29 protein-coding genes and 1 pseudogene are annotated in these 26,868 nt (G+C 45.9%); 26 read left to right on the top strand and 4 right to left on the bottom strand.

Annotation, left to right across the window (positions count from 1 at the left end):
- The first annotated feature begins 12 nt into the window (after positions 1 to 12).
- A complete protein-coding gene (locus ODZ53_RS08285) occupies positions 13 to 909 on the top strand; it encodes a LysR family transcriptional regulator (protein WP_372676603.1) in 897 nt (298 codons plus the stop codon).
- Between the two features lie 46 nt (positions 910 to 955).
- Here the strand turns inward: ODZ53_RS08285 and ODZ53_RS08280 are convergent, their stop codons facing one another.
- The 3 genes from ODZ53_RS08280 to ODZ53_RS08270 form a co-directional block, all read right to left on the bottom strand.
- Positions 956 to 2,512, bottom strand: a complete 1,557-nt coding sequence (locus ODZ53_RS08280; RefSeq protein WP_372676602.1) for a sensor histidine kinase — start codon at positions 2,510 to 2,512, stop codon at positions 956 to 958.
- Positions 2,502 to 3,179 (bottom strand): response regulator transcription factor, encoded by a 678-nt coding sequence (locus ODZ53_RS08275; protein WP_372676601.1) that lies wholly within the window; start codon positions 3,177 to 3,179, stop codon positions 2,502 to 2,504. The genes ODZ53_RS08280 and ODZ53_RS08275 overlap by 11 nt, the downstream gene beginning before the upstream one ends.
- Positions 3,180 to 3,354: 175 nt before the next feature.
- Entirely contained in the window at positions 3,355 to 3,924 is a 570-nt protein-coding gene (locus ODZ53_RS08270) for a hypothetical protein (protein ID WP_372676600.1), read from the bottom strand.
- 330 nt (positions 3,925 to 4,254) lie between these two features.
- Here ODZ53_RS08270 and eutL point away from each other — a divergent pair, with 330 nt between their 5' ends.
- From eutL to ODZ53_RS08170, 20 genes and pseudogenes are all read left to right on the top strand, one after another.
- Entirely contained in the window at positions 4,255 to 4,905 is a 651-nt protein-coding gene (gene eutL, locus ODZ53_RS08265; protein ID WP_173603969.1) for an ethanolamine utilization microcompartment protein EutL, read from the top strand.
- A gap of 35 nt (positions 4,906 to 4,940) precedes the next feature.
- Complete coding sequence (locus tag ODZ53_RS08260; RefSeq protein WP_064200067.1) at positions 4,941 to 5,426, top strand: BMC domain-containing protein; 486 nt, start codon at positions 4,941 to 4,943, stop codon at positions 5,424 to 5,426.
- Positions 5,426 to 6,919, top strand: a complete 1,494-nt coding sequence (locus tag ODZ53_RS08255; protein ID WP_199929656.1) for an acetaldehyde dehydrogenase (acetylating) — start codon at positions 5,426 to 5,428, stop codon at positions 6,917 to 6,919. Before ODZ53_RS08260 ends, ODZ53_RS08255 begins: the two co-directional genes overlap by 1 nt.
- Positions 6,920 to 6,968: 49 nt before the next feature.
- The gene (gene eutM / locus ODZ53_RS08250; RefSeq protein ID WP_007720104.1) at positions 6,969 to 7,256 is read left to right on the top strand and encodes an ethanolamine utilization microcompartment protein EutM; all 288 of its coding nucleotides are present in this window, start codon (positions 6,969 to 6,971) and stop codon (positions 7,254 to 7,256) included.
- 9 nt (positions 7,257 to 7,265) lie between these two features.
- Entirely contained in the window at positions 7,266 to 8,042 is a 777-nt protein-coding gene (pduL, locus tag ODZ53_RS08245; protein ID WP_041749711.1) for a phosphate propanoyltransferase, read from the top strand.
- A gap of 15 nt (positions 8,043 to 8,057) precedes the next feature.
- Entirely contained in the window at positions 8,058 to 8,885 is an 828-nt protein-coding gene (locus ODZ53_RS08240) for a hypothetical protein (protein WP_015893786.1), read from the top strand.
- A gap of 4 nt (positions 8,886 to 8,889) precedes the next feature.
- Positions 8,890 to 9,177 (top strand): EutN/CcmL family microcompartment protein, encoded by a 288-nt coding sequence (locus tag ODZ53_RS08235; RefSeq protein ID WP_007720099.1) that lies wholly within the window; start codon positions 8,890 to 8,892, stop codon positions 9,175 to 9,177.
- A 2-nt stretch (positions 9,178 to 9,179) separates the two neighbouring features.
- Positions 9,180 to 9,521, top strand: a complete 342-nt coding sequence (eutS, locus tag ODZ53_RS08230) for an ethanolamine utilization microcompartment protein EutS (protein WP_007720097.1) — start codon at positions 9,180 to 9,182, stop codon at positions 9,519 to 9,521.
- Complete coding sequence (locus tag ODZ53_RS08225; RefSeq protein WP_015893785.1) at positions 9,518 to 9,961, top strand: EutP/PduV family microcompartment system protein; 444 nt, start codon at positions 9,518 to 9,520, stop codon at positions 9,959 to 9,961. The genes eutS and ODZ53_RS08225 overlap by 4 nt, the downstream gene beginning before the upstream one ends.
- A gap of 93 nt (positions 9,962 to 10,054) precedes the next feature.
- Complete coding sequence (locus ODZ53_RS08220) at positions 10,055 to 11,515, top strand: sensor histidine kinase (RefSeq protein ID WP_015893784.1); 1,461 nt, start codon at positions 10,055 to 10,057, stop codon at positions 11,513 to 11,515.
- Positions 11,481 to 12,077, top strand: a complete 597-nt coding sequence (locus ODZ53_RS08215) for an ANTAR domain-containing response regulator (protein WP_483862215.1) — start codon at positions 11,481 to 11,483, stop codon at positions 12,075 to 12,077. The genes ODZ53_RS08220 and ODZ53_RS08215 overlap by 35 nt, the downstream gene beginning before the upstream one ends.
- Before the next feature lie 142 nt (positions 12,078 to 12,219).
- The gene (locus tag ODZ53_RS08210; RefSeq protein WP_372676598.1) at positions 12,220 to 13,680 is read left to right on the top strand and encodes an ethanolamine ammonia-lyase reactivating factor EutA; all 1,461 of its coding nucleotides are present in this window, start codon (positions 12,220 to 12,222) and stop codon (positions 13,678 to 13,680) included.
- A 20-nt stretch (positions 13,681 to 13,700) separates the two neighbouring features.
- Complete coding sequence (locus ODZ53_RS08205; protein ID WP_064200062.1) at positions 13,701 to 15,062, top strand: ethanolamine ammonia-lyase subunit EutB; 1,362 nt, start codon at positions 13,701 to 13,703, stop codon at positions 15,060 to 15,062.
- Between the two features lie 20 nt (positions 15,063 to 15,082).
- Positions 15,083 to 16,036 carry an ethanolamine ammonia-lyase subunit EutC gene (gene eutC, locus ODZ53_RS08200; RefSeq protein WP_372676597.1) on the top strand — a complete coding sequence of 318 codons (954 nt, stop codon included), beginning with the start codon at positions 15,083 to 15,085 and terminating at the stop codon, positions 16,034 to 16,036.
- Positions 16,037 to 16,066: 30 nt separating this feature from the next.
- Positions 16,067 to 17,008 carry a malate dehydrogenase gene (gene mdh / locus ODZ53_RS08195; protein ID WP_015893779.1) on the top strand — a complete coding sequence of 314 codons (942 nt, stop codon included), beginning with the start codon at positions 16,067 to 16,069 and terminating at the stop codon, positions 17,006 to 17,008.
- A gap of 385 nt (positions 17,009 to 17,393) precedes the next feature.
- Positions 17,394 to 18,785: a helix-turn-helix domain-containing protein gene (locus ODZ53_RS08190; protein ID WP_372676596.1), complete on the top strand. Its 1,392-nt coding sequence runs from the start codon at positions 17,394 to 17,396 to the stop codon at positions 18,783 to 18,785.
- A 324-nt stretch (positions 18,786 to 19,109) separates the two neighbouring features.
- Positions 19,110 to 19,400 (top strand): Spo0E family sporulation regulatory protein-aspartic acid phosphatase, encoded by a 291-nt coding sequence (locus tag ODZ53_RS08185; protein WP_372676595.1) that lies wholly within the window; start codon positions 19,110 to 19,112, stop codon positions 19,398 to 19,400.
- A 206-nt stretch (positions 19,401 to 19,606) separates the two neighbouring features.
- Complete coding sequence (locus tag ODZ53_RS08180; protein ID WP_372676594.1) at positions 19,607 to 20,938, top strand: helix-turn-helix domain-containing protein; 1,332 nt, start codon at positions 19,607 to 19,609, stop codon at positions 20,936 to 20,938.
- 309 nt (positions 20,939 to 21,247) lie between these two features.
- A pseudogene (locus tag ODZ53_RS08175) lies at positions 21,248 to 21,715 on the top strand (ISL3 family transposase); the annotation flags it as partial.
- Positions 21,716 to 21,812: 97 nt separating this feature from the next.
- A complete protein-coding gene (locus ODZ53_RS08170) occupies positions 21,813 to 22,112 on the top strand; it encodes a hypothetical protein (RefSeq protein WP_069849760.1) in 300 nt (99 codons plus the stop codon).
- Between the two features lie 77 nt (positions 22,113 to 22,189).
- On the opposite strand, the gene ODZ53_RS08165 is transcribed toward ODZ53_RS08170, so the two are convergent.
- Positions 22,190 to 22,690, bottom strand: a complete 501-nt coding sequence (locus ODZ53_RS08165) for a hypothetical protein (protein WP_372676593.1) — start codon at positions 22,688 to 22,690, stop codon at positions 22,190 to 22,192.
- A 153-nt stretch (positions 22,691 to 22,843) separates the two neighbouring features.
- Here ODZ53_RS08165 and ODZ53_RS08160 point away from each other — a divergent pair, with 153 nt between their 5' ends.
- The 5 genes from ODZ53_RS08160 (at position 22,844) to ODZ53_RS08140 (ending at position 26,650) form a co-directional block, all read left to right on the top strand.
- On the top strand, positions 22,844 to 23,143 hold the full coding sequence (locus ODZ53_RS08160) for a matrixin family metalloprotease (protein ID WP_372676819.1): 300 nt from the start codon (positions 22,844 to 22,846) through the stop codon (positions 23,141 to 23,143).
- 179 nt (positions 23,144 to 23,322) lie between these two features.
- Positions 23,323 to 23,814, top strand: coding sequence for a hypothetical protein (locus tag ODZ53_RS08155; RefSeq protein ID WP_372676592.1), 492 nt, complete (start codon positions 23,323 to 23,325; stop codon positions 23,812 to 23,814).
- Positions 23,815 to 24,324: 510 nt separating this feature from the next.
- Positions 24,325 to 24,627: a Spo0E family sporulation regulatory protein-aspartic acid phosphatase gene (locus ODZ53_RS08150; protein ID WP_372676591.1), complete on the top strand. Its 303-nt coding sequence runs from the start codon at positions 24,325 to 24,327 to the stop codon at positions 24,625 to 24,627.
- 96 nt (positions 24,628 to 24,723) lie between these two features.
- Positions 24,724 to 25,305, top strand: a complete 582-nt coding sequence (locus ODZ53_RS08145) for a hypothetical protein (RefSeq protein WP_372676590.1) — start codon at positions 24,724 to 24,726, stop codon at positions 25,303 to 25,305.
- Between the two features lie 763 nt (positions 25,306 to 26,068).
- The gene (locus ODZ53_RS08140; protein WP_372676589.1) at positions 26,069 to 26,650 is read left to right on the top strand and encodes a hypothetical protein; all 582 of its coding nucleotides are present in this window, start codon (positions 26,069 to 26,071) and stop codon (positions 26,648 to 26,650) included.
- Positions 26,651 to 26,868 lie beyond the last annotated feature (218 nt).

Genomic DNA, 26,868 nt, shown 5'->3' with positions numbered 1-26,868 from the left:
GAGTGAAGGCAGTTGGATCAGCATTTGCTTGTGTTCGTGACCGTTGCGGACAGACAAAACTTTTCCCGAGCTGCAGAAGAGCTCCACATGACGCAGCCTGCCGTTAGTCAGTATATTCATGCGCTCGAGCGCACGATAGGGACAAAGCTCCTGGAGCGAAGCAACAAATATGTTCGCTTGAATAAAGCTGGAGAGATTGTCTATCATCACGCTCGGGAGATCTTGGGCTTGTATACGCGGATGCAGAGCCTTGTGGATGATTTGATGAATACACCGAGCGGGCATTTGACGATTGGCGCCAGCTACACGTATGGAGAGTATGTGCTGCCTCACGTCATTGCCCGTCTTCGTCAGTATTACCCAATGATTACCCCCACGATTACGATCCACAATTCCACCGTCATTGCTGAACTGGTGGCGAAGCGACAACTCGACGTCGGGATTGTTGAGGGCGAGTATGTGGACGAAAAAATGTGCGTAGAGCCGTTTGCTGATGATCGTATGTATTTGATTGCTTCGCCAGAGCATCGATTGGCCGGGCAGTCGGAGGTCAGTATTGACGAGCTGATGAAGGAAACGTGGATTGTACGGGAAGAAGGGTCAGGCACGAGGGAAGCGGCTGAAAAAATGTTTCGCCAACTGCAATTCACACCGCACAAGCGAATGGAGTTCGGCAGTACACAGGTGATCAAGGAGTCAGTGGAGGCTGGCTTGGGAATCAGCCTGCTTTCTTATTGGGCCATTCGCAAAGAACGCAAGCTTGGTACACTCTGTACATTGAGGGTGACGGGGACACCGGTTACCCGTGATTTTTCGCTCGTCACGAAGTCTGAAGAGTTTCATACCAAAGCATTGGACATCTTCATGGATCTCATCCGCACACATGTGCCGGAGGGTGCCCATACGTAAAAGAGGAGGCGGCACGATTCATCAGTGCTGCTTCCTCTGTTCATTTTCATGCGGACGAGTCTGGATGGGCGAGTGTAAGTCGAAAGGTTGTTCCTTCTGGAGATGTCTGAACCAAGTCGACATTGCCGCCGTGTGTTTTTGCCAATAGGCGGGAGATCGTCAAGCCCAGCCCCAGGCCTTGCTTCTTTTTCCGTTTGCTATCTCCGCGATAGTACCGTTCGAAAATGAAGGGAATCTCTGACTCAGGAATTCCCTTTCCATTGTCGGTTATATCGATGGAGAGGAAGTCACTCGGATTATGGACGCCGATGTTGATTTGCGTTGCATTTGCGGCAGCACTGTTCCCCAATAAATTGAGCAAAATTTGTTTGACATGTGATTCATCACCGATCCATACAGTATCTTGTCCAGTCGGATTAACTGTCACAGATACGTTGGCAAATGAGGGCAAGGCTTGCACCTGTGCGACTATCTGATCCAATGTGCTGTCGATCTGTATGGACTGCTTCTCGGCGAATACCTCACCTGCTTCCATGGAGGAAAAATCGAGCAGGTCATTGACCATTGTCTGGAGTCGCTTGGCTTCGTCCATGCTGATTTGCATGAATTCATCCGCATCTGCACCTTTCACTACGCCGTCTTTGACCGCTTGAATCATCCCGCGGATCGAGGTGACAGGGGTACGTAGCTCATGGGACACACCAGCCAAAAGGTCGGTGCGCATCCGCTCTAATTGTCCAAGCCGTTTCGCCATTTCGTCAAAGGAATGAACCAGCTGACTGATTTCTGCTTCTTTGATTTTGGAGGAATTGGGCAAGGAAGGCGTATAATTTCCGCTGGATATTTGCTCTGCCGCTATTGCCAACTGCCGCAGGGGCTGTGTTAACGAGCGAGACAGGACATAGACGATGGCCCAACCGCACAAAGTGATGATTCCGATGGAAACCATGATCGTGATATAAGTGTGAACCAAATCATTGTTAAGGGGGGTACTGACGTAATAGGTGCCTGCGACTGTATTGTGTTCATAGTAAGGGACACCCACACGCAGCCAGGTAGCTCCCTTTGTGGCAACAACCTCCCGTATTTCTTTCGTTTTGTCCACCGGTTGGGCAGGAGTAGGCAACTGCGCAATGGTAGCGGTCATCGTCTGATTCACCATTTCCTTCTTGAACGTCTTGCCTGCATCATCGTAAATCTGTACCACGTGATCGCTTGGAACAGTCGGCATGACTCGAAATGCGATCATGGCGGTAGTGACTGCGGGTGTTGCGGTGTCAGGAATAGCCGGAGACGCAGGGCCAGTCACAGCAGTGACAGCCTGATTGGAGATACCTACAGTTGTTTGTGCCAAATCCTCTATCTTTACAGAAGAAGTCGAGGTGTCCTTGGCAAGCAACACCTTGGTATACGAATCAGCGAGCAACTCTGTTCTTGCTTGTAATACTTGAAACTGTTGTTCTGTAGCTGCTTTGTTAATCCAATAGATTCCAAAAAAGCCGATACCAAAAAGAATGATCGATAAAATCAAGGCATAGCGCCACGTCCAGTAGCGCAAGAGCGGCACGGCAGTCCTGTTGGCAGAGAATCGTTTAGTAAACACGTAGGCTGTACCCCATTCCTCTGATTGTGCTAATCTCCCCTTCGGAAGTCGGCCAAGGCAACAAGCTTTTACGCAAACGTTTCACAGCGGTATCCACAGAACGATCCCCTCCTTCAAAATCCATTCCCCACACTTGATCCAGTAATTGATCGCGGCTAAAGCATTGGTTCGGATGTCGCGCCAGGAAAACGAGCAGCTGCCAATCTCGTGGCATCAAGGCAAGGGGTGTTTTCCCGATCAAGGCATTTTGGGCAGTAACATCTATGGAAAGTGTCCCGAGTCTGATCGTATCTGCTTCGGAGATATAAGAGGAACGGCGGAGCACAGCTTGTACACGTGCGAGCACTTCTTCTGGATCAAATGGCTTGGCGATGTAATCATCTGCACCTTGTGCTAGCCCTTGGAGCTTGTCTGGTACGGTACCGCGCGCCGTGATGATAATGACAGGGCAGCTGCCGTATTGGCGAATCTGATCGAGTATATCCAAGCCGTCATGATCGGGCAGCATCAGGTCAAGCAGGACAAGATCTGGTTTCCAGGAGAAAAAAGTCGGGATTGCCTCGTGATTACCCTCATTCCATTTTACCTCATAGCCCGCCCGTTCCAGGTAGACCTGGACAAGTCGGGCGATCGGCATTTCATCCTCGATGAGTAGAATTCGTTTCACGAAGAAACACCTCCTATCTATCTCAAGTCAATTTGTACTTATCATAGCAATGATAGACATCATTTTGACTGTAACCATTTGTAAAAAATGCTCTTGTTCAGTTGTTTAGCAGGGCGTAACTAAACCTCTGGCAGTTTCCTGTCAGAGGTTTTTGTGTGTGCTTGAAAGGCAACGCTTATTTTTTGATGGCAGATACGGAGACTGTTGTACCTTTTGTGATTTTTCCTTCTTTTTCAAGCTGCTTGATCAACTCTTCCACGGAGATGCCTTTTTCTTTTGCCATTTGCTCCAAACTGATTGCAGGTTGAGTAAAGGAAGCTGCTTCACCAGTGGCGATCGTGCCTTCTTTTTCAAGCTGCTTGATCAACTCTTCCACAGATATGCCTTTTTCTTTCGCCATTTCTTCCAGGTTCATCATCTTATGGTTATCGTAATTGGCATCGAATTTCATGAAGGAGAAGCTGGTTGTCAGATCGCCGTCTTTCGTGATGGTAGCTACTCTTTTCGTCAGTTTGCCTTCTTTTTCAAGCTGCTCGATCAACTCTTCTACAGATATGCCTTTTTCTTTCGCCATTTCCTCCAGACTAAAAATCGGTTTTAGAAGAGCATCTGTACCATCTGTGTTCACCATTTTCAGTGGAGCAGAAGAACCAGTCGTTTTCGCTGGTTCATTTGCTGCAAACGCGGAACCTGCCATTGCAGATACTGCCAAAGCCATAACTGTCATTGCCATTTTCTTTTTCATTGTAAAATTCCTCCTTGGGGGGTCTTTAGATTGTGGTGAGCCTTGTTTGTGGGCTTGCCCGTCTCGGCTACAACACAAATTTAACGGGGGCGTGTGTCCGTAATATGACCGGAATATGGAAAAGTGACGGAATGCCGAAAACGCTTGCATTTTTCTGTACCTTGTTCTACATTAGAGACAGGTAAAAGACCACGTAAATCGCGTGTAATCTTCTACTCACAAGTGAATAATCAAAAGGCAAAGGTGCCCTTGAACACGGCTTGTTTTTTCGTGTTTAGGCACCTTTTTTTGCTTTTGAAAAGGGAAGTTGTCTTGAAAGGAGTGACACGCATGGAAAAACCAATTCGAGCGACGCCGCTTGCGATCCGACTGATTCCCAATGTCGATCCTCAATTTGCGGAGAAGCTGAACCTGCCTTCTCATATCCGAAGTCTGGGGCTTTTGACCTCTACGATTGACGATGTGGGGTATACGGCCATTGATGAAGCGACCAAAAGTGCAGCGGTGGAAGTTGTTTATGCCAAGTCGTTTTATGCAGGCTCAGGCCATGCGTCTGGACCGTTGTCCGGCGAGTTCATCGGGATGATCGGAGGCGCGACGCCATCGGAGGTGCAGAGCGGACTGGATGCAGCCGTTGCATTTATGGAGAGCGGAGCATGCTTTTACTCTTTGAATGATGAAGGGACGCATGCGTATTACGCCCATGTTGTGTCGCGGACGGGCAGCTATTTGTCCCAACTGGCGGGTATCAGAGAAGGTGAACCGCTTGCCTACTTGATCGCACCACCGCTGGAAGCCATGTATGGTATTGATGCCGCCCTCAAGGCTGCAGATGTAGAAATGGTTCAATTTTTTGGTCCACCAACAGAAACGAACTTTGGGGGAGCGCTACTCACTGGTAGCCAGTCAGCATGCACGGCAGCCGCCGATGCTTTTGCTGATGCCGTAAGAAGTGTCGCCCAACAGCCTGTCAAACGATAATAGGGAATTTCCCTCTTGAAGGGGAGGTAATGTAAATGCGCGCTACGTCATATTCACTCGGCATGATCGAGACATTGGGCTTGCCTGCTCTCATCGCTGCCGCAGATGCTGCTGCCAAAGCAGCTGACGTCAAAGTTGTCTCTTATGAAGGCGCGGACGCAGGGATCGTTACCGTGTATGTAATCGGAGATGTCTCCTCCGTACAGGCAGCAGTAGATGCTGGCGCTGACGCTGCGAGACGTGTTGGAAGATTGCTGCACTCACACGTGATTCCACGTCCTGACGAAAATGTACCCAAAATGCTTAAAAACCTGCTGAAACCGGAAGCAAAAGAAGAGGCTAAGGCAGAGCCGGCCCAAGTGCCAGCGACCAAATTGCAAGATCAGTCTATCAATGATCTGCGCAAGATGGCTCGTTCTTATGCGGACTTCCCGCTGACAACGAACGAAATCAACATGGCGAAGAAAGAAGATCTCATTCGTCTGTTGGAAGAGAAACAAGGCGGAGGTGACAAAGCCTAATGACACTCGACGCTGATCTGTATTCCATACAGGAAGTGCGTACCTACCTCGCACAAGCGAAGGAAGCACAGGCCAAGTTCGCTACTTACAGCCAAGAACAAGTCGATAGAATCATCGAAGCCCTGTCCAAAGCAGGCGTGGAGCATGCAGATCGACTCGCAGCGATGGCTGTAGAAGAAACAGGCTTTGGTAACATCGCGGACAAACGGATGAAAAACCTGTTTGCTGCTCAAGATGTGTACGCATCTGTGAAAGATGTAAAAACGGTTGGCATCATCCGTAAGGACGAAGAAAACAAGGTATGGGAAGTGGCGCAGCCATTCGGTATCGTAGCTGGTATCGTGCCTTCTACCAATCCGACGTCCACGGTTATCTATAAATCGATGGTCTCCCTCAAGGCGAGAAATGCGATTGTCTTCAGCCCGCATCCGTCGGCAGCCAAGTGCACGCTGGAAGCAGCGCGTTTGATGGCACAGGCGGCAGTAGCGGCTGGAGCACCAGAAGGCTTGATCCATTGCGTTACCAAGCCTACGCTTCCAGCGACAAACGAGCTGATGAAGCACAAGCTGACCAATTTGATTCTCGCGACTGGCGGAACGCCGATGGTACGCGCAGCATACAGCTCCGGCAAGCCTGCTTACGGTGTGGGACCTGGTAACGTTCCAGTCTACGTCCACCACAGTGCGGACTTTGCTGCTGCTGCCAAGCGCATCGTGCAGAGCAAAACGTTTGACTATGGTACAATCTGCGCTTCTGAGCAAGCATTGGTAGTAGAGGAATCTACTAAACACCAATTGATTGCTGCCCTGAAGCGTGAAGGCGCCTACTTCCTGAACGAGCAAGAAAAGGAAAAGGTAGCTGCCATCGTCACGATAAACGGCTCGCTGAACGCGAAAATCGTTGGCCGCTCTCCGCATGTGATCGCGCAAATGGCGGGTATTACCATCCCTGCTGATACGCGTGTCCTGATTGCGGAGGAGAACAATGTAGGTAAAGCATATCCGATGTCCGTTGAAAAACTGGCTCCGGTCCTTGCCCTCTACACTGTTCACGGCGACAGCGAAGCGTTTGCCCGTTGCCGCGAATTGCTGGAGCATGGTGGTCTTGGACATACAGCGGGTATTCACGCCCAGGATGAGAATGTCATCGCAGCGTATGGTCAAGCAATGCCAGCATCTAGAATTCCGGTCAATACGGGTACGACCTTCGGAGGAATTGGTGCAACGACTGGTGTACAACCAGCGTTCACTCTTGGATGCGGTTCTTTAGGGGGCAACATCACTTCCGATAACATCGGTGCGAAGCACATGTTCAACATCAAGCGTGTTGCATTTGGCATCAAAGAAATGCCACAATCAACACCAGCACCACAAGCTCCTGCGACACAAGCGGAAGAAGCTGTCCTACAGGCTGTCTCTTCCATGAACGTTGGCTTGAGCCGTGATGAGATCAAGAACATCATCAAATCCGTGTTAACAGAAATGACGTCTTAATGTCGTAAAACACTAAAATTTTGGAGATATAATTAAGGAGGAAATGAAAATGGCTGGAGAAATGTCCGCATTGGGAATGGTAGAAACAAAAGGTTTGGTAGGAGCAGTTGAAGCTGCTGACGCAATGGTAAAAGCAGCGAACGTAAAACTGATCGGTAAAGTACACGTAGGTGGCGGTCTCGTGACTGTTATGGTACGTGGTGACGTAGGTGCAGTAAAAGCTTCCACAGACGCAGGTGCCGCTGCTGCTGAAAAAGTAGGAGAGCTCGTATCTATTCACGTTATCCCACGCCCTCATGGAGACATTGAACTGATTCTGCCTAAACTCGAAGGGTAATAAATCCTTATGGCAGTGATTACAGAAGCATCCTTGAGAGCCATGCATAAGTCAGGCATTCCAAACCCCTTTCTCGTTGAGAAAGGGGATAAAATAACACCAGCAGCGGCAGATTTCTTGAAAGGAAGAGGGATTCAAGTGAAACAAGTTGATCAGAACCAGCAGCCTTCCACCAATCAAGCTGCCGAGGCAGTGCGAGAAATTCCTTTGGGCGTATCGAATCGTCACATTCATTTGTCGCAAGCAGATGTCGAGAAGCTTTTCGGAGCCGGACATCAATTGACGCCAATGCGTGATTTGTCGCAACCGGGCCAGTTTGCTTGCCAGGAAACAGTCACCATCGTGGGACCAAAAGGCAGCATCCATGGGGTTCGCGTTTTGGGACCAGCTCGTGGCGCGACACAAGTGGAAATTTCCAGAACAGACGGCTTTGCAGTTGGTGTTCAAGCCCCTGTGCGTATGTCTGGAGATATTGAAGGTACACCAGGTATGGTACTTGTAACGGCAAAAGGGACAGTAGTAATGGACAAAGGCGTAATCGTTGCGAAGAGCCACGTTCATATGTCTCCAGCAGATGCCGAGCAATATCAAGTGAAGGATGGCGATACGCTGATTCTGGCGACGCAAAGCGATCGTCCTATCATCTATCCAGATGTAGTCGTTCGTGTACATCCGCAGTTTGCACTTGATTTCCACGTGGATACGGATGAAGGAAATGCCGCTAATTTGAAAACGGGCGACCGGGTAAAAGTGATCGGCAAGAACGGGCAATTTTACTCCGGCTAACGGAGGTTGAGCTTGATGGACATCAGAGAAATGGTGGCGTCGATTACGAAAGAAATTTTGCAATCGATGAATACAGAAAAGCAAAGCAGCACAGCGCCTCGTGTCCTGTACGTTTTTTGCGACAGCCAGGCTCATGAGGCGTTTCAGGATCATTTTATCCAACTGAAAAACCACGGGATCTGCCATGACATTCTCTTCCTGGACGGAGAAACCTCTTCCTGGTTGGGAATGCACAAGATCGAATGTGGGGGAGCAGGCAAAATTCTTACAGCAGACGAGTACGCTCCTGCCCCGTTGGAAGTGCCGAAAGATTATGTCGGTATCGTGATTCCAGAAATCGATTTGGATAATGCAGCGAGAATTGCTTCCGGTCTAAAAGGAACAATCAAAGCGGAAATCGTCTTTTCCGCGTTGGTAACAGGTAAATTCGTCATTGCTGGTTCCGATGTGCCAGGAATCAAGCGTGCAGACCGTCGCACCCTGCAAACATTGACACTGACACCTGCTTATGAAAAGCTGTTCAACCGTCACGTTGAAGGCATGAAAGAGCTGGGTGTGGAGTTTGCGGAGCAACGCCGTCTGGCTGATCGCGTGGTTTCCAAGCTGAAGTCTCAGCTACAAAAAGTGGAGACTACTAGCAAGACAGAACAACCGACATTGACTCCTTTGGATGAGCAAGAAGCCGTCTTTTCCGGGAAGCTGTTGACAGCGGATTGGATCAGATCGCAGCCTGAGCTTCGCGATACGACTTTGATCGTGAAAAAAGGTGCAATTGTTTCTCCGCTTGCTTATGACAGCATGAGAGAACGCGGCATTACGGTCAGCTATTTAGGAAAAGGGTGATCGCATGTTTTTGGGAAAAGTGATCGGCAGCGTCTGGGCCACGCAAAAAGAAGCAGGTATGGAAAATCTCAAGCTCATGGTGGTTCAGCCGATTGATTGGCGTGGCGAAGAAGGCGGACAAACCGTTATCGCAGCGGACAGGATCGGTGCGGGAATCGGGGAGCAGGTTATCGTCTCTCGTGGGACGCCTGCCCGAATCCTTTTCTCCGGCACCAGTGTGCCGATCGATGCGATCATCGTAGGCATCGTGGATTCGTTTGAGGTGCCGGGTGCCGCAGGAAGAGAGGAATAGGAATGGAACAGGAACGTTCACGAGTCATCCAGGAATTCGTACCAGGGAAACAGGTCACGTTGGCTCATGTAATCGCAAACCCTGACCCAATGCTCTATACCAAGCTAGGTATCAATGAGGCCGGTGCTATCGGCATTTTGACTTTGACGCCTACCGAAACAGCCATTATTGCCGCGGATATTGCGACAAAGGCTGCTGGCGTCGAGCTTGGGTTTCTCGATCGTTTTACAGGTTCACTGATTGTCGTAGGAGATGTATCCGCTGTTGAGATGGCAGTCGAAGCGGTCAATCAGGTGCTGAGCGAAAAACTGCGGTTTACACCGGCATTGGTGACGAAATCATGACCGGCCGTGTAATGATTATCGGTGCAATTGAAGCAGGAAAGTCTTCTCTGGTGCGGGCGCTGTTCAATGACGAACAGCCTGCCCGGAAGACACAAGCGCTCGAATATCGGGACTGGGCGATTGACACTCCGGGTGAGTACAGCGAAAACCCGATGTTTTACCGCACGCTTATGGCTACCTCTCTTGAGGCGAAGATCATTGTGATGGTGCAGGATGCTACGCGGGAGCGCAATTATTTCCCTCCTGGCTTTTCACAAGGGTTTCCGCAATCGTGCATCGGGGTCATTACCAAAATGGATCATCCTGATGCAAATGTGGAGAGGGCAGAACAATTCCTGCGTCAATCGCTCGGCAATGCGAAAATTTTCCGGACCTCCTCGCTCACGAGTGAGGGAGTGCCAGAATTGCGAGCGTATTTGCAACAAATTGTAAACGAGTAGGCGTGATTAACCAGTATTACACCCCTTTCCGCCGTAGCGTGTCTGTGAGAAAATGAAGTCATATCAACTCCTAGCAGGTGAAAAGAGGTTCACATGCAATCAATACGAGAAGTGTGCAAAGCGTCCACGACGTTGAGTGATGACGACATTCGGATTGTGGAGGATCTGGCTTCCAAGCTTCAGATTTTTGCTGATCTGTCTCAAGCGGACATGTTTATCGATTGTCCAACGGTAGATCGGAGCGCTGCGATGGTAGTCGCACAAGCTGCACCGAGTACGGCACGCTCTATGTACAGTGGATCGGTCGTAGGGCATTTGGCGACGGCGATTAATGAGCCGGCCGTTATGTATTGTCTGACTACAGGCAAGCCCGTCATCGGTTCGCGTGGGGTTTCACAGGAGCAGGTCGTGATGCGGCAAAGTGTCGTACCCATCACGAATGCGGCTGGAAAAACAATCGGGACCTTGATAACTGAACAAGATATATCCAAACAGGTGGAACAAGAAAAGAACGTCGAAATGCTCAAGGAAACAACAGAGCATTTAAGCGAGACGCTCATCCAGTTCGCTGTGCCTGATCTGCCCATTTCGTCGCTGTTGCACGAGGGCATGATTTTGTTTGATCAGAGTGGGGTTATCACGTACGCCAATGGCCGTGCCCATAAGCTGCTGTCTTTGATTGGCTTTGAACGGCCAGAAAAGGGAGAGAGCATTGAACGTATTTTTTCCTGGAGAGTTTCCCCGGAGAATTTTGTACGCAACGGGGGTTATATTCAGGAGGAGCTGTCAAAAGGCAAACATTTTATTATGATGAAAGCGGTTTCGTCCGTCCGCAAACAAGACATCATTGGAGGATTCATTCTCCTGCGAGACATATCGGACATTCGGGAAAAAGAAAAGCAATTGATGATCAAATCCGCGGTGATCAAAGAGATTCACCACCGGGTCAAAAACAATTTGCAAACCATCTCTAGCCTGTTGCGCCTGCAAATGCGGCGTTCGCAGTCCAACGAGATTGAAAAGGTATACCGGGAAAGCATCAATCGCATCAACAGCATCGCCATTATTCACGAATACTTGGCACAGGATGGTCTGGAGCAGATTGACTTCAAAGAGATTTTAACCAAAATATCGAAAATAATCGTCTCTTCGATGAGACGTTCTGAGCAAGCTATACACGTCGTGGTGACGGGCGAATCGGTGTATCTGCCGTCCAACAAAGCAACATCGTTTGCCTTGATCGTCACCGAGCTGATTCAAAATTGCATGATTCATGGTTTTCTTGAGCAGCAAGAAGGGAAAATCTCTATTGCACTGGTTGCCAAAGAAGACTTCGTTAGTCTGTCTGTGACAGATGACGGGGTAGGCATCGAGGACATGGAGCAAATCCACAAAAAGGGCCATCTCGGCCTGAAAATTGTCGATACACTGGTCAGGGAAGACCTCGAAGGCACGATGCATTTCCGCAACACTGGGAACGGAACAGAGGTTACCATACTCTATCCGATCCAAAAGGAGGATGAAGATGACACAGCCGAAGATTATGGTGGTTGATGACGAGCCGATTATTCGCATGGATTTGCGCGAGATGCTCGAAAATGAAGGGTATTTAGTGGTTGCCGAGGCGAAAAACGGAGAAGAGGCAGTCGAACAGGCCCATCGTCACAAGCCCGATCTGATCATCATGGATGTGAAAATGCCTGTCTTGAATGGAATCAAGGCAAGTAGTATCATTCGTTCCTTTTCAGACAGTTCCATTCTTCTTTTGACGGCTTACAGCCAAAAGGAACTTGTCCAGGATGCCAGAAAAGCAGGTGTGACGGCTTACCTGGTGAAGCCGGTGTCGGAGGATGACTTGATTCCCGCAGTAGAAATCGCACTCAGCCAAAAGGAAAAAGTCGTTTCCCTGAAGAAGGATATAAATGATCTGAAGCAAAAGATTGAGGATCGCAAGGCAGTGGAAAAGGCAAAAGGAAAGCTGATGAGTGCCTTATCCTTGGAAGAGGATGCGGCATACAAATGGATGCAGCAAGTAAGCATGCAACGGCGCGTGCCGCTTGTGAAGCTGGCAGAGGAAATTTTGTTGGGCGAGCAGGCCATTTTTTCACAAGACTAGTACTGACGTTATCATAAAAAGCAGTGACAAGTAGATACGAAGAGAGCAAAGGCGCTTGAATCAGACCGGGAGCAAGGAACCGGCTGTTCAAGCGTTTTTTCGTAGGGCCCGTCTGACACGCCAATGGTTCAAGGAGGTTCATATGGACGAACAATGGATCCAAAGCGTCGGGATCGATGTGGGAACAAGCACGACCAAAATGATCGTAAGCCGATTGCGATTGGGTCGCATGTCCAGCACGTTTTCGCTGCCGCGTTATCAGATCGTGGAGCGACAATTGCTGTATGCGAGTGAAGTACATTCCACACCGCTCATCGGATTTGATGAAATCGACGCTGACGGAATCGGAGCAATTCTTGCAGCCGAGTACGACAAGGCACAAATCAGCTTGTCTCAAATCAAGTCCGGGGCGGTCATCATTACCGGAGAAACAGCCAGCAAAAAGAACGCACAGCATATCGTTCATCTGCTGGCTGAACGCTCCGGGGATTTCGTGGTAGCGACAGCAGGTGCTGACCTCGAAGGCGTGCTGGCGGGCAAGGGTGCAGGCGCAGAAAAACGCTCGCAAGCCATACAAGGTGTGATCGTCAACGTCGATATTGGCGGAGGAACAGCGAATGCAGCCTACTTCCAACGTGGCCGAGCGATTGCAACGGTTACATTCCACGTCGGAGGAAGGCTGATCCGTCTCAGTCCGCAAGGTGTCGTTCAATACGTGTCGCCGAACATTCAACAATGGCTGACGGCAAAAGGACTGCGTATTCAAGTCGGACAGGAAATCGGATTCGCGCAGCTCACAGAGGTTGCCGAACAGCTGGGACGCAGTATGCTGGATTATTTGACGGGGAAAGAGCGCCAAGTATCAGGCTTGCTCGTAGTGGGACCGCATTTGCGCGATGCCATCCCCGTTAACGAACTGACTGTCTCAGGCGGTGTGGGTCTACTCATGAGCGGACCTCCCGTCCAAAATATTTCGGATGCGAGCCGATATGGCGATTTTGGCCCACTGCTCGGATATGTACTCCAGCAGGAGCGCGAAAAAGGATCGTATCCGGTACAGTGGCTAGACCCGGATCAAACGGTACGGGCAACGGTAATTGGCGCGGGGATGCAGAGTACGGAGATTAGTGGTTCAACCGTACATATCAAGCCGGAGCTGTTGCCGATTAAAAATATTCCGATTCTCAAGCTAGAGCTTACCGAGGAACAATTGGCAGACGCCACACGACTGCGACAGGAAGTGGCATCGATCTACCAACTGGGTGAGCGCCTGTTTGAAAAAACGACAGGGATTCCTTTCGCACTCGCGATCTCCGGCATCGGGTACTGCTCGTATGCTCTGCTGCAGACGCTGTCCCAGGAGCTGTCGGAGCAATACCGGGCAACTTTCCCCGAGAGTCAAACCATGGTTGTGATCTGTGAAACAGATATGGCGAAAGCACTCGGGCAGGCCTTGGCGCTGCGTTGCAAAGGGGCACCGGAAATCATTTGCATTGATCAGGTGCGTGTGGAATACGGCGATTACATCGATCTCGGGGAGCCGATCTCGGGAACGATCATTCCCGTCGTCGTCAAAACACTCGCGTTTGATGAAAGGCCGTAACGTAAGAAGGGGTGGACGTGATGAACACGAAAACGACTGTGCTTGGACAGACCTATCAATTTCGCGATTTGAAAGAAGTTTTCGCGAAGGCTAATGAAGATAAATCAGGCGACCAGTTGGCTGGTATTGCCGCTGCTGATTCCCGGGAACGTGTAGCTGCCAAGCAAGTTTTGGCTGACCTGACATTGGCGGATATCCGCAACAATCCGATGGTTCCGGCAGAAGAAGACGAAGTATCGCGTGTGATCGAAGAAGGCATCAACGAAAAGATTTACAACGAAATCAAAAACTGGAGCGTAGCTGAGCTGCGCGAGTACATCTTGAGCCATCAAGCAGGCGATAATGAACTCAAGCGAATCAGCCGCGGCTTGTCCAGCGAGATGATCGCAGCGACTGCCAAGCTCATGAGCAACCTGGACTTGATCACGGCTGCGTCCAAGATCAAAGTTGTGACGCATGCCAACACAGCAATCGGTCATAAGGGCGTATTGGCTTCTCGTGTACAGCCGAACCATCCATCCGATAACGTACAAGGCATCAAAGCATCCCTGTACGAAGGACTGAGCTACGGAATCGGCGATGCGGTTATCGGGATCAACCCGGTTATCGATACAGCGGACAGCGTCAAGGATATTTTGAACATGACCAAAGACGTGATGACCAAGTTTGATATCCCAACGCAAAACTGCGTATTGGCTCACGTTTCCACGCAAATGCGTGCCATCCGTAATGGGGCACCAGCAGACTTGATCTTCCAAAGCTTGGCGGGTAGTGAAAAAGGAAACAATGCATTTGGTATTGATGTAGCACTGCTGGATGAAGCAGATGAGCTGATGCGCAAACAAGGCACTTCCTACGGGCCGAACTTCTGGTATTTCGAGACAGGTCAAGGCTCTGAGCTGTCTGCAGAGGCGCATCACGGCATGGACCAGGTAACAATGGAAGCGCGCTGCTACGGACTTGCTCGCAAGTACAATCCGTTTATCGTAAACACAGTAGTTGGCTTCATTGGACCTGAGTATTTATACGACAGCCGCCAAGTAATCCGCGCAGGGTTGGAAGACCATTATATGGGCAAAATGCACGGTTTGCCGATGGGCTGTGACGTATGCTACACGAACCACATGAAGGTCGATCAAAACGACATGGACAATCTCGGCATTTTGCTCTCGTCGGCAGGCGTTAACTTCGTAATCGGCGTAGCGATGGCAGACGATGTCATGCTCAACTATCAATCGACGAGCTTCCATGATATTGCAGCATTCCGTGAAGTGATGGGACTGCGACCTGCTCCTGATTTTGAAAAATGGCTGGAGAAAATGGGCATCATGGAAAACGGTAGGCTGACTGCAAAAGCAGGCGATCCGACAATCTTCATGTAAGATCAGGAGGTGAAAGACGGATGGAACAACAATTAGATTTCTTAGTAGATAAAGTAGTAGCAGAGCTGCAAAAGAAGCTGGGAGAAGCCACAGAACAAGCCGCAGAACAAGCTCCGTCACCAAAAGCAGAGACAGGCTTGATTCAACTGAGATCCGAGCCAAAGGCAGAGCCAGTAGCAAATGCGACAGCCGCACCAACAACGGCTCCTGCAGTGAACGAGCAGCTTGCTCCATCAGCAGAACCAGAGAGAACCACACATGTACCGAATCCGAAGTACAAGGAAGGCTTGGATGAGCTGCTGTCCAGCACGCCAGCGCGCATCGGGGTTTGGCGTACAGGTGTGAGACCTTTGACCAAAACCATGCTCGAATTGCGTCGCGACCATGCTGCGGCTGTAGATGCTGTATACGGTGAAGTCAGTCAAGCTGTGCTCGACCAATTCTCCCTGTTCACAGTGGAAACACAGTATGACAACACGGAAAACTATTTGAAGCGTCCGGATATGGGGCGTGTCCTCACCGAGGAAGGCGTGCGCTTGCTGCAAGAGCGCGGTCAAAAGAAGCCACAGGTACAAATCGTCGTTTCAGACGGCTTGAGTGCCGCTGCGGTGGATGCGAACCTGAAAGACGTGCTTCCATCTCTGATGGACTCTCTGAAAAGCTACGGACTGACCTGCGGCACTCCGTTTTTTATCAAGGGCGGGCGCGTAGCCAGCATGGATCACGTCGGCGAGATTCTGGAGCCAGAAGTATTGGTGCTCTTGATCGGAGAACGACCAGGACTAGTTACGGCACATTCCATGAGTGCGTACATGTGCTACCGTCCACGCAAAGGTATGGTAGAATCAGAGCGTACAGTGATCTCGAATATTCATCGTCAAGGTACATCTCCGGTTGAGGCGGGGGCCCACATCGGGACAATCCTCTCCAAAATGTTGGAGCAAAAAGCAAGTGGTGTAAAACTAGTCTTGTAATAGAACCAATGACGACGAGGAGGATTCTACATGACATTCCGCAGAAAAAAAGTAGCCGTAATCGGTAGTGGTTTTACGGGAGCGACAACTGCGTTCATCATGGCGCAAAAAGAGCTGGCTGACATCGTATTGGTGGATATTCCACAACTGGAAAACCCAACGAAGGGGAAAGCACTCGACATGATGGAGGCGTCTCCCGTTCTCGGCTTCGACGCTAGCATTACAGGTACTTCTGACTACAAAGACATCGAAGGCTCCGATATCGTAATCATCACAGCAGGGATTGCTCGTAAGCCAGGTATGTCCCGCGACGACTTGGTAGCAACGAATGCAGCCATCATGCGCTCGGTTGCTGAGCAAGTGAAAACATATGCACCAAACTCCATCGTACTCATCCTGTCCAACCCGGTAGATGCGATGACCTATACATTCTACAAAACGTCCGGCTTCCCGAAACACCGCGTAATCGGTCAATCCGGCGTACTGGATACAGCTCGCTTCCGTACGTTCGTAGCAATGGAACTGAATGTATCCGTAAATGACGTAACAGGCTTCGTATTGGGCGGTCACGGGGATGACATGGTGCCACTCTTGCGTTACTCCTACGCTGGTGGCATCCCACTCGAAAAGTTGATCCCACAAGATCGTCTGGATGCCATCGTTGAGCGAACACGCAAAGGCGGCGGCGAAATCGTAGCTCTCTTGGGCAACGGTTCCGCTTACTATGCACCTGCGGCAGCTCTGGTAGAAATGGCAGAAGCGATCTTGAAAGACCAGAAGCGCATCCTGCCATCTATCGCTTTACTCCAAGGCGAGTATGGCTACAACGATATCTACCTGGGCGTACCAACCCTCTTGGGTGGAAACGGTATCGAGCAAGTCATCGAGCTGGATCTGACTGCTGCTGAGAAAGCAGCCTTGGATAAATCCGCAGATTCCGTTCGTGCGGTTATGAAAGTAGCTATGCCATAAGCACAGTATGAAAATGAAAGCTTCGCCAGATATCTTGGCGGAGCTTTTTTTACAATGTGGATAGAGTAGCTGTAGTGGAGGGAAGAAGCGGATTTCCAGTTTACGCTTCGGCCTACGCCCTGCTGAGGGCGGGTACTGTTCGCTCCGAAATAAATAGCGGGAGCGCTTCAAAAGTAGAGTTTCGAGACTGTATTCGCATGAAAGCTGATTCAACTGATTCAATTGAGTGTAATTGTCACGAAGTGCAAACACCTGTAAAACACTGGAGGAATTGTGCGAAGAGTGACGAAGTAGATTACAGAAATGTTAAGGATTGTAAAGAAAAATCTATCAAAAAAATATATTTTGTTGTAAAATTAAGGAAAAAAGTAGGGGTTGATTCTTTATGGGGGGGCTGCAAGGGACAATGCACTGGTCGCTGCGGTCAGAAATTGAAAGACACCGTAGAGAGTGCGGCTATACCTTGAGTAAATTAGGTGAATTAACGGGCATCAACCATGGGAGTTTAAGCGAAATCTTGAACGGAAATCCACCGCGGGCTATGACCATTGGTCAATTAGATGCGCTAGCGGCGGTGTTTGGTCGCGAGCCAGGTTGGTTGTACGAATTGTATACGGAAGAATGCATATCAGAGGGGAGAATATCGCGCCCTCGGTTGATACCATATTTGGTTCGATGTGCGGAGGTTGGGCGGAAAGATTGCATAGAAGAGGTTGTTCCTAAATTGTTGGACAACCCTAAAAATATTTCGACCCTCTTTTTAGTGGCGGAACAGCTATATGAGAGTGGGAAGCAAAAAGAGTCCGTACCTTTTTATCAGGCTGTCGTTGATAGCGAGAAGGATGGACATTCTGACCAATTCGTAATGAGTCAGTATCGATTGTTTCGGGCTGCACTCGGGACCAATTCTGAAGAAAATGGGGAGGCAGTTATTCGGTTTTCCCCGTATCGGATTAGGCTTCCTGAGAACTATCAGTTGGATGCTTTATTTCAATTAGCGCGGGTTTGTTTCGCTTTGCAGAAATGGAAGAAATCAGAGCAGTATGCAGATGAGTTGCGGTTTCTTGCAGAAACGATTTACATACATGAGTTGGACAGGTTGAAAAGAAACAAAAAGAGAGAACCTCTAGAAACAGAGCGTCATTTCGTCTTTTATTATGGTATGGGACATTTATTTAAAGGCTTGGCACTGGAGATGCAAGGGCTATACGAACAAGCAAAAACGTATGTACAAGGTTATGCAGATCTAAGTTGGTTTGAACTACTTGATGAAGTTGGGTACAAAGAGGTTGAGAAGTTCAGCGTCTGGGCGAAGGCTAACATGTACACGTTAGAGGTATTGGGTGGCAATACAAGCATCATAGAAGAGTATACAGACTATCTTGATAGTCTTCCAACGAATGAAATACTCGCGGGTTTAATTTCCATTATGAAATCCGCAAATACCTACCATTTTTGTGTGGATGAAATACTTAAACGTTTTTCTTCGCATATTGCTACTTTCGATCAATTTACTGAAGCAATTGGATTGGACAGGCAACTCCAGTTCCGGTCTCAAACTGCCATTTATGAATTCAATAAAGGACGTATAGAGAAAGGGATTGAAGAAACGTTGAGCTACCTTTCTCTAGCTGACTCAATGAACAGATATCAAGATGCTCTTAAATGCGTAGCTTTATTTGAAGAGCACCGTCAATACGCATCAACAGCACAAGAGGAACAATACCAAGGAATTGTAACGGGAATGGTTGCTAATCTTCTTTTTCAAAATAGGTAAAATGAAACGACTCTATAACAGTCATTAGAAAAAGGGGGATGGGAGAATGAAGGCTCTTATTCTTGCATTTTTACTAACGATAGGAATTATTAGCGGTATACCTTTTGAACCATTCCATGATGGTCTAATTAAGGCTAAGGCATATCAGCATGGAAGTGATGGCTAAAGAAATTGCAGTCATAGATTTGTTATTTTAGTATTTATGCACTCCTAAAAGCATCCCTAAATGGGATGTTTTTTTCTATTCAATTTTTCTTAATCGGTGAATTTCTGCACATCCCTGTATAGTAAATATATGTAATAAATTGTAAAAGAGAGGGGGCGTTGGATATTACTGCTATCGCAAATGTTTTAGATAGGGATGTTTCTTTTCACAGTGTAAACTCCCCCAAAAGAGGAGCAGCATCAGCCCCTAAAAGTAAGTGTACGATCCGGGGCATGGTAAAGGAAATCGGTTGCCATTTAGAGTTGGATAATAGAATCGAACAGTTGCGACGGGAAATGATGGAGTTGGCAGGAAAGTACGGTCTTTCACATGATAAGGTTTTGGCTGTAAGCCAACAATTGGATAAATATATTGTCATTGCACAAAACAGATTGAAAACGGAAAAGTAAGTCCTTCTCACACCTCAAGGCCTCCCAAACCCTTCCATTAACCTACTATTTCTGTATTTACCGACTCTAGATAAATCTGAGTCAAAGTTCCGAGCTGGATGAGGAATTGGTAGGAAGGTCATATAGTGCATTTTGAAAAACTACAAAAATTATAAAAGCAGTAAATAATAGAAAGGAAGATTCTTTATAGGGGGCTGCAAGGGACAATGCATCGGTCGCTACGGTCAGAAATTGAAAAATGCCGGAGAAAGCACGGTTATACATTAAGCAAGCTGGGTGAATTAACTGGCATTAACCCCGGGAGTTTGAGTGAGATTCTCAATGGAAATCCTCCGCGTGCAATCACCATTGGTCAGTTAGACGCGCTAGCCAAGGTGTTTGGTCACGATTCCGGTTGGTTGTATGAATTATACCCGGAAGAATGTATATCAGAGGGGAGAATATCGCGCCCCCGATTAATACCATACTTGATTCGATGCGTGGAGGTTGGGCGAAAGGATTGCATAGAAGCTGCTGTCCCCCAAATGATGGAGAATCCGAAAAACATATCGATTCTGTTTGCCCTTGCAGAACAGCTATATGAGAAAGGGCAACGGAAAGAGTCAGTGCCCTTTTATGAATATGTCATTGAGAATGAAAAAGATAGCTATTCTGACCACTTCGTGATGAGTCAGTATCGGTTATTTCGTGTTGTACTTGGGACAAATGCAGAAGAAAATTGGGAGAATGTCATTCGGTTTTCTCCGTATCGCAATCGGCTTCCTGAAAACTACCAACTCGATGCTTTATTCCAATTAGCACGGGTTTGTTATGCTTTGCAAAAGTGGAACAAATCAGGGGAGTATGGTGACGAGTTACGGCTTCTTGCAGAAACTGTTTCCATACATGAAGTGGAGAGGTTGAAAAGAAACAAAAAAGGGGAACCCCTGAAAACAGAGCGCCATCTTGTCTATTACTATGGAATGGGACATTTATATAAAGGCGCAACACTGGAAATGCAAGGACAGTATGAAGAGGCGAAGAAGTATGTGCAAGTTTACGCTGATTTAGGATGGTTTGAATTACTTGATGAAGACGGACGTAAAGAGGTAGAAAGATTCAAAGTATGGGCAAAGGCGAACTCCTACACATTGGAGGTGTTGTCTGGCAATACTAGCATCATTGAAGAGTACGCAGACTATCTCGATAGTCTTCCCACCAATGAAGTTCTTGCTGGTTTAAATGCCATTATGAAATCCGCTAACACCTACCATTTTTGCGTGGATGAGATTTTAGAGCGCTTTGCCTCCCAAATTGCTAGTTTCGATCAATTTACAGAAGCAATAGGATTGGATCGACATCTGCGGTTTCGATATCAGATGGCTATTTATGAGTTCGGTAAGGGAAGGATAGAGAGAGGAATTGAAGAAACGATATATTGCCTTTCTCTAGCGGATTTGATGAATCGACACGACGAAACCCTTACATACATAGCACTGTTTGGATGGTTAGGGAATATGAATAAGCGAATAGGTAACCAAAACAAGTTTGGTGGCTAGCATCCTGTTAGGTCATTGTGAATATGCCGTAGATTGATGAAACATCCTCTGTCAGGATGTTTTTTTATTCCATTTTTTGCAGTCGGTAAAAACCCGCATAACAACTTGTGGTTAATTATGTAATAAATCTCAAAATAAGGGGTGGCGAATATTGATATTCCATGAAGCAATAGAATCTAAGAACAGCTCTAAAAAGAGGAGCCACAGGAGCCACAGGAGCCACTAAAACCAAGTGCGTAATCCGGTGGTAAAGTAAGGAGGGTGAGACTTATAGCAGCAATTGCATTTAAAAAGGGCGTTCCACCCCTTGTCATTCAGCTCTTCTCCAAATCGCTAGAAGCTGCTTGTAAACGTACCCATTCGCGGGGAAGGCATGAACAACGTCTGCTCCATACCTCTCCTGATAAACTGAAAGCTGAGGAACAGGACGAATTAAAAGTCTGGTTAGCCGAAGATCCCCATCCAGAACGCCTTTACAACGCCCTTCAGCACATGAGAACGGTGTATGCAGCTCATACAGAAGAATCAGGGAAAGAAGCACTCCAACAATGGATTGCTGAGCATCTCACTTCCCCCACCGCTGCCATTCGGTCGATTGCAAAAACGGTTGTCCAATGGCGCGAGTCGATTCAGAATTATTTTTCGTTTCGGGTCACGAATGCTCCGATTGAAGGGACACACAACAAAGTGAAAGTCATTAAGAGACGAGCCTATGGCTATCGCAACATTGAGCGATTCAAGATTCGAATTCGGCTGGAGTGTAAACCAGCCATGTAAAATAGTGAAAAACTACGTTAGAGGAAGATCAAGCACGTTTAACGGTGAAGAGCTATAAAAATACTTTGTCTCTACTATTAACAAGGAGGTTTTATTTATGGGAGTAGATGATTGCACTTTGTATGGGATTCACAAAATGAAGATTGTCTCGCGGGCTATCATTAAGAACAAAAACACGGGCAAAACAATCAATTCACATTGGAGTTATTACAGATGTAAATGTGGAAACTTGTTTGCTTGCAGTGGAGCTCCGCAACTCGGTGAACCGGTTATGGATTATTTAACTAACCACTACATGGATGGTGTGGGAATGAGTGGTATTATTACAATCTTTGTTGATCCAAGTGATATTGAATCAACTACCGACGACACGATTCCAGGTCATAGTTTCATGTAAATTTATGAACAAAATAGAGAAGTGCTACAGTGAAATGTAGTACTTCTCTTTATATTATCCGAAGAATTAATATTGAATTAATTTTCAAACTGTTTTGTTCTAATATCGTCCCAATAATAATCAATTTTAAAAGTTTCATTTTCAGCTATTAAAGTTACCCTACCTGATTGTTGCTTAACATCGCTTTTTGAAGAGTCTTGTAAAAATATTGTATAACTAATATTTAGTGATCCGGTGGTTTCATCTCTCTTGAAGTCTGTAATTTTTACATCTTCTACCTTCAAAAATATATTGTTATAAGCTAAATAAGCAGCTGTAAAACCAATATTTAATTTGATCAGACTTTCAGGCTCTTCCTTTTTAGTTAAATAGGGCTTTGCTTTTTCTTGGATCACTGGTATATATGCAGTAAAATCTCCAGGGGTTTTTACATATTCTTCTTTTTTGACTTCGTAAAGAATTTTAGTATATTCAACCAAATGCTTCTTAGTTTGTTCTTTTAACTCATCTTCTGAAATTCCAGATGAACATGCGGTCAAGCTGAACAATAGCAAAATAGCTGAAAGTATCATTCTCAAATGTAAAACCCTCCTTTTAGTACGAATTCCTTATATTGGAATTATATCGCATTTGTAGAAGTGTTGAAATCTACCACACTATCTCAAAGTACAAAAATTGCATCATCTGCACATTTAGGTTTCGCGCAAGTTAAAAGTGCTTAGTTTCTTAGCATAGGGAAAACTAACAAATCTAAAACAGTAACGCCTTCTTGGGGTAATAAATCAGGAATAAAAAAGGAGGCAGATATTATGATTAATGTCTCTCATAATATATCTTCTACATCTCCTTCAAAATCAAGCTTTGACTTGAAATCTACTATGGCACATGAAATGGGGCATGTTGTGGGACTAGATGACGAAACTAAGCTAAAATATAGTGACTCTGTTATGTACGAATCATTATCAACTAATGAAATTAGATACAATCTTAGTAAAGACGACGAAAATGGCTACCATACCATTTCCTGGTAGGGGGGATAAGAATGACTAATAAAAAAGCAATTGCTATCGGGCTATTAGCTTTCAGCTTTTCATTAGGGTTCGGATTGAATATATAATCACAAAGTTTAGTCAGTGGAAACGTAACTGAAATCAACAGACATGGACTTGTCCCTAGATATAGTATCGAAGAGTTAGCCGCCGGAAGTCAGTTGATTATTAAAGGTACTATCGTTGATATTGATAAGGATAAATGGAATACTGAAGATGGTGGACAACCGGAAGAAATTGGGGTTTCTGATTCGATCTACAGAGATGTTTCTGTAGAAATAGACGAAGTTCTCAAAGGAAACCAGGAAAAAGGTGATATAGTCGTCGTTCGGATGTATGGTGGTGAGATAAATAATACAGTAATCAGAGCTGACTATGAGGCTTCGTTTACAGAAGATGAAGAAGTTGTTCTTTTCTTAATTGTAGACGACTCCCTGAAAAATAAAGATGGCTCAACCGATCATTATATAACCTTAGGTAATTACCAAGGAAAGTATGAGGTTAGTGATTCGAAATCTAAAGTGTTTATTCAAGGAAAAGCAGATAAAAAAGTTTCATCCTTGGAAAATTTACTCGAAAAAATTGAGGATCACAAAAACGATCCGTTGCCACCTCAATTAGCAGAAAGTGACGAACCAGATTTGGAAAAATAAAAGGGCACTTGTAAGATTCTGAACCAATAGCCCAATCAAAAAGTGCACCCTTTGTCTTGCACGCCATAACTTAATATGGCCAGTTTCTTCTGAAAAAAGGAGAAATATTAGATTCCGGTTATCAAAAATGAAGTTGTAGACTGTTTGTGTCTACAACTTCATTTTAAGACGAGATCCCTACATACATAGCCCTGTTTGGATGGTTAGGGAATTTGAATAAGCGAATAGGTAACCAAAACGAGTTAGGTGGCTAGCATCCTGTGAGGTCATTGTGAATATGCTGTAGATTGATGAAACATCCTTTGGCAGGATGTTTTTTTTATTCTATTTTTTGCAGTTGGTGAAAACTCGCATATCAACTTATGGTTAATTATGTAATAAATCTCAAAATGAAGGAGGTGCGAGATGAAGATATTCCATGAAGCAATAGAAATCTAAGAATATCTCTAAAAAGAGGAGCCACTGGTGCCACTAAAACCAAGCGAATAATCCGATGGTAAAGGAAGGAGGGTGAGTCTTATAGCAGCAATTGCATTTAAAAGGGGCGTTCCACCCCTTCGACAGGTTAAAGGAACGCCCGCAGGAGGAGCAGTTACAGCTCCTATAAGTAAATGTATCACGCTACCTCTAGATCGAGAAGGAGTAACCTATCACGATATTGACCATTTGAAAAACATTGTGGAACAATTGCGCGGACAACTGGTGCAATTGTATTTAGAGAAGAATGATTTCTTGGATGAGGAAGTCGTGGAATTAAGCCAGCAGTTGGATCAGTACGTTCTGGTAATTCAAACAAAAATGATGCGATCTTAAGATGAAAAGAGAAGAAACTTACAAGATAAAAAGATGCAAAATTTACACTTATTATTATTTTCTGTATAATATTCCAAGTGAAGGTGAGTGATCTAATTGTTAGTTCGGAAAATAACAGTTTCAGTCCTTTCGACGGTACTATTATCTGCTTCAGCTTTACCAGTAAGTGCTTTTGCTTTAAATTCTCCTACAGCAAGTACATCAAGTGAATATGAAAATGAATACGTATATAATTATCTAGGAGTAACATTTAGAGGGAACGCTCCTTTAAGTGATGAACAATTAGCATCAATGTTTAAAGCTCTTCATATAAATACGAAGAATAGCGCACAGAAAGTTGGTTCTGATAAAGTCGATCCAGGAGGTCCTGGGTCAGAAATAGTTATAGGGCCTATGTATCATAGCTATAATAATCAAGCTGCACGAGAAGCCGCACATATTATTATTGCTTTTTTGGCGTCTAAGAGTCCGAAAACGGCGCCATTTTCATGGGTATTTTCTAGATTGAGTGGTTGGGCAGATTCAACAATAAAAGATACTTACGTTGGAGCGTGGCAATGGCGAGTTCCAGACGGCAAATGGGATATCTATTACGACACCATCGTCCACTATAAAGATGATACTTATAGGAGAACTTTAGATGTCCAATATTACGAAGTGGACAGAAAAAGAAGATAGCTGATAACTTCAAAGGGGAGCTTAAGCGCTCCCTGTTTTCGTTGAGATTACATAGTGGAGGTATCTGTTGTGACATACTATTCATTTCTCGTCTTTGTGCTTTTCCTTGTAATCACGAAAGTGTATAACTTTATCGAGAATATACTTACCCCACTAGATTTCGCCTTAGTTGTCGGTATGGGAGTTTTCTTGCTGTTACTAAAATGTTGTGAATGGTTATCTGGCGTATTGGAGAAGTTTTGTATCAAGTTCAAAATAAAAGTATGGCAATTGTATGTAGTTACTACAATTTTGTACTTTTTATTTTAGCTCCTTATGCACCATACTTTGATCAAACGAAAATGTGAATAGATTCCCCACACTCGAAAGTATCTTCTATCCTTAGGGCTAGATAGTATTTTTCTGCCTGACTAACTCCTTCATCTTGGGCATCAGGTCAGCGGGTGGTTTAGCAATGAATTTGCCTCTAGTTAGAGGGTTAACACTACAGTCTAACCAGCTATTTTGGTTTCTAGAACTTCTTAACCTTGTAAACCGTCGCTCTATATTTCAGTTGGAGCGAAGTAGTGATCCATCCCATGATTCCGCTTCTCAAAGACGGTTACAAAAACGATTACATCCTGATACATGAGGAAATAACTGACTGGTGGAGAAGTTACCGGAAAAATTTAAAAAACGGACTGTCATCTAGGTGGCAGTCCATACTTTTATTGAAAGGAATTGCACTCTGAAATACAGGAAGATGAGATGAGGGATTTATATTTTGAGGCAACAACTGTCTTTCCAATTCCCAGAGAAGAAGAGGAACATTGAGGGAACGTTAACTCTCGGTCTTGCTAAAAATTTTGATACTGCCATGTTCAAATCATACTTTGAGATAGGAGGTTTACATTTGAAAAAAACGATACTAGTATTTCTGATTCTCCCATTTCTTTTACTCGGCGCTTGTTCTGAAAAGGAATGGTCCTACAAGTACGAAGGAGCTACTGACAATTGGAATGGAGTTACTGAAATTTTTTACGATAAAGAAAATGGTGCACGCTTTGTAGGTAAAATTAAGTATTTAGGAAATGGTGATGTTAAGAAGCTTAAATTTATTTCTGAATTAACCCAAACAAGTCAACAAACAGGTAGTGTTCAAACCCCCAATTTTAAAGAGGGTTATATCATCATCTTTCAAGATGTACCTAACACGGATAGCACTAAAAATGATTTTAAGAATGGAGTAACGGACGAAGAAGTAAAATCGTTTTTTGGTGACTATCCTGTTTTCAAAATTGATTGGACTGATGAGGAAGGTATAGATCACACCGAAACTATTTACTTAAAGTATGTGGCTCAATAATAAAAGCAACAATGGCTAGGACCCTTTTGATAGCTTCCTAGCCATTGTTGCATATCCGTACTTTAAAGTATCGTTGAATAAATTGTTTTCGCACCTTAATTTTATGCACGTTTCTATCAAACGATTAAAATGGGGTGATATGGTGTATAAATATTTAGTTCTTTTTACTGGTGTTCTAGTTTCAGTAGTTTTAATTATGTCTGTGCATACAAATTTCG

This window comes from Brevibacillus sp. BD137 (assembly GCF_041644655.1).
In the GTDB taxonomy this organism is placed as follows: Bacteria; Bacillota; Bacilli; order Brevibacillales; family Brevibacillaceae; genus Brevibacillus; species Brevibacillus brevis_D.
Note: the sequence above shows the minus strand (reverse complement) of the source record. Positions and strands in the feature narration are given on the sequence as shown.

What these genes read in the sequence shown, in the direction of transcription:
- ODZ53_RS08225 (WP_015893785.1), top strand. Translation starts at nt 9,518, where the DNA reads ATGACCGGCCGTGTAATGATTATCGGTGCAATTGAAGCAGGAAAGTCT.
- pduL (WP_041749711.1), top strand. Translation starts at nt 7,266, where the DNA reads ATGGCAGTGATTACAGAAGCATCCTTGAGAGCCATGCATAAGTCAGGC.
- ODZ53_RS08220 (WP_015893784.1), top strand. Translation starts at nt 10,055, where the DNA reads ATGCAATCAATACGAGAAGTGTGCAAAGCGTCCACGACGTTGAGTGAT.
- eutM (WP_007720104.1), top strand. Translation starts at nt 6,969, where the DNA reads ATGGCTGGAGAAATGTCCGCATTGGGAATGGTAGAAACAAAAGGTTTG.
- ODZ53_RS08180 (WP_372676594.1), top strand. Translation starts at nt 19,607, where the DNA reads ATGCATCGGTCGCTACGGTCAGAAATTGAAAAATGCCGGAGAAAGCAC.
- ODZ53_RS08205 (WP_064200062.1), top strand. Translation starts at nt 13,701, where the DNA reads ATGAACACGAAAACGACTGTGCTTGGACAGACCTATCAATTTCGCGAT.
- ODZ53_RS08190 (WP_372676596.1), top strand. Translation starts at nt 17,394, where the DNA reads ATGGGGGGGCTGCAAGGGACAATGCACTGGTCGCTGCGGTCAGAAATT.
- ODZ53_RS08260 (WP_064200067.1), top strand. Translation starts at nt 4,941, where the DNA reads ATGCGCGCTACGTCATATTCACTCGGCATGATCGAGACATTGGGCTTG.
- ODZ53_RS08170 (WP_069849760.1), top strand. Translation starts at nt 21,813, where the DNA reads ATGGGAGTAGATGATTGCACTTTGTATGGGATTCACAAAATGAAGATT.
- mdh (WP_015893779.1), top strand. Translation starts at nt 16,067, where the DNA reads ATGACATTCCGCAGAAAAAAAGTAGCCGTAATCGGTAGTGGTTTTACG.
- eutL (WP_173603969.1), top strand. Translation starts at nt 4,255, where the DNA reads ATGGAAAAACCAATTCGAGCGACGCCGCTTGCGATCCGACTGATTCCC.
- ODZ53_RS08270 (WP_372676600.1), bottom strand. Translation starts at nt 3,924, where the DNA reads ATGAAAAAGAAAATGGCAATGACAGTTATGGCTTTGGCAGTATCTGCA.
- eutC (WP_372676597.1), top strand. Translation starts at nt 15,083, where the DNA reads ATGGAACAACAATTAGATTTCTTAGTAGATAAAGTAGTAGCAGAGCTG.
- ODZ53_RS08240 (WP_015893786.1), top strand. Translation starts at nt 8,058, where the DNA reads ATGGACATCAGAGAAATGGTGGCGTCGATTACGAAAGAAATTTTGCAA.
- ODZ53_RS08255 (WP_199929656.1), top strand. Translation starts at nt 5,426, where the DNA reads ATGACACTCGACGCTGATCTGTATTCCATACAGGAAGTGCGTACCTAC.
- eutS (WP_007720097.1), top strand. Translation starts at nt 9,180, where the DNA reads ATGGAACAGGAACGTTCACGAGTCATCCAGGAATTCGTACCAGGGAAA.
- ODZ53_RS08210 (WP_372676598.1), top strand. Translation starts at nt 12,220, where the DNA reads ATGGACGAACAATGGATCCAAAGCGTCGGGATCGATGTGGGAACAAGC.
- ODZ53_RS08235 (WP_007720099.1), top strand. Translation starts at nt 8,890, where the DNA reads ATGTTTTTGGGAAAAGTGATCGGCAGCGTCTGGGCCACGCAAAAAGAA.
- ODZ53_RS08215 (WP_483862215.1), top strand. Translation starts at nt 11,481, where the DNA reads ATGAAGATGACACAGCCGAAGATTATGGTGGTTGATGACGAGCCGATT.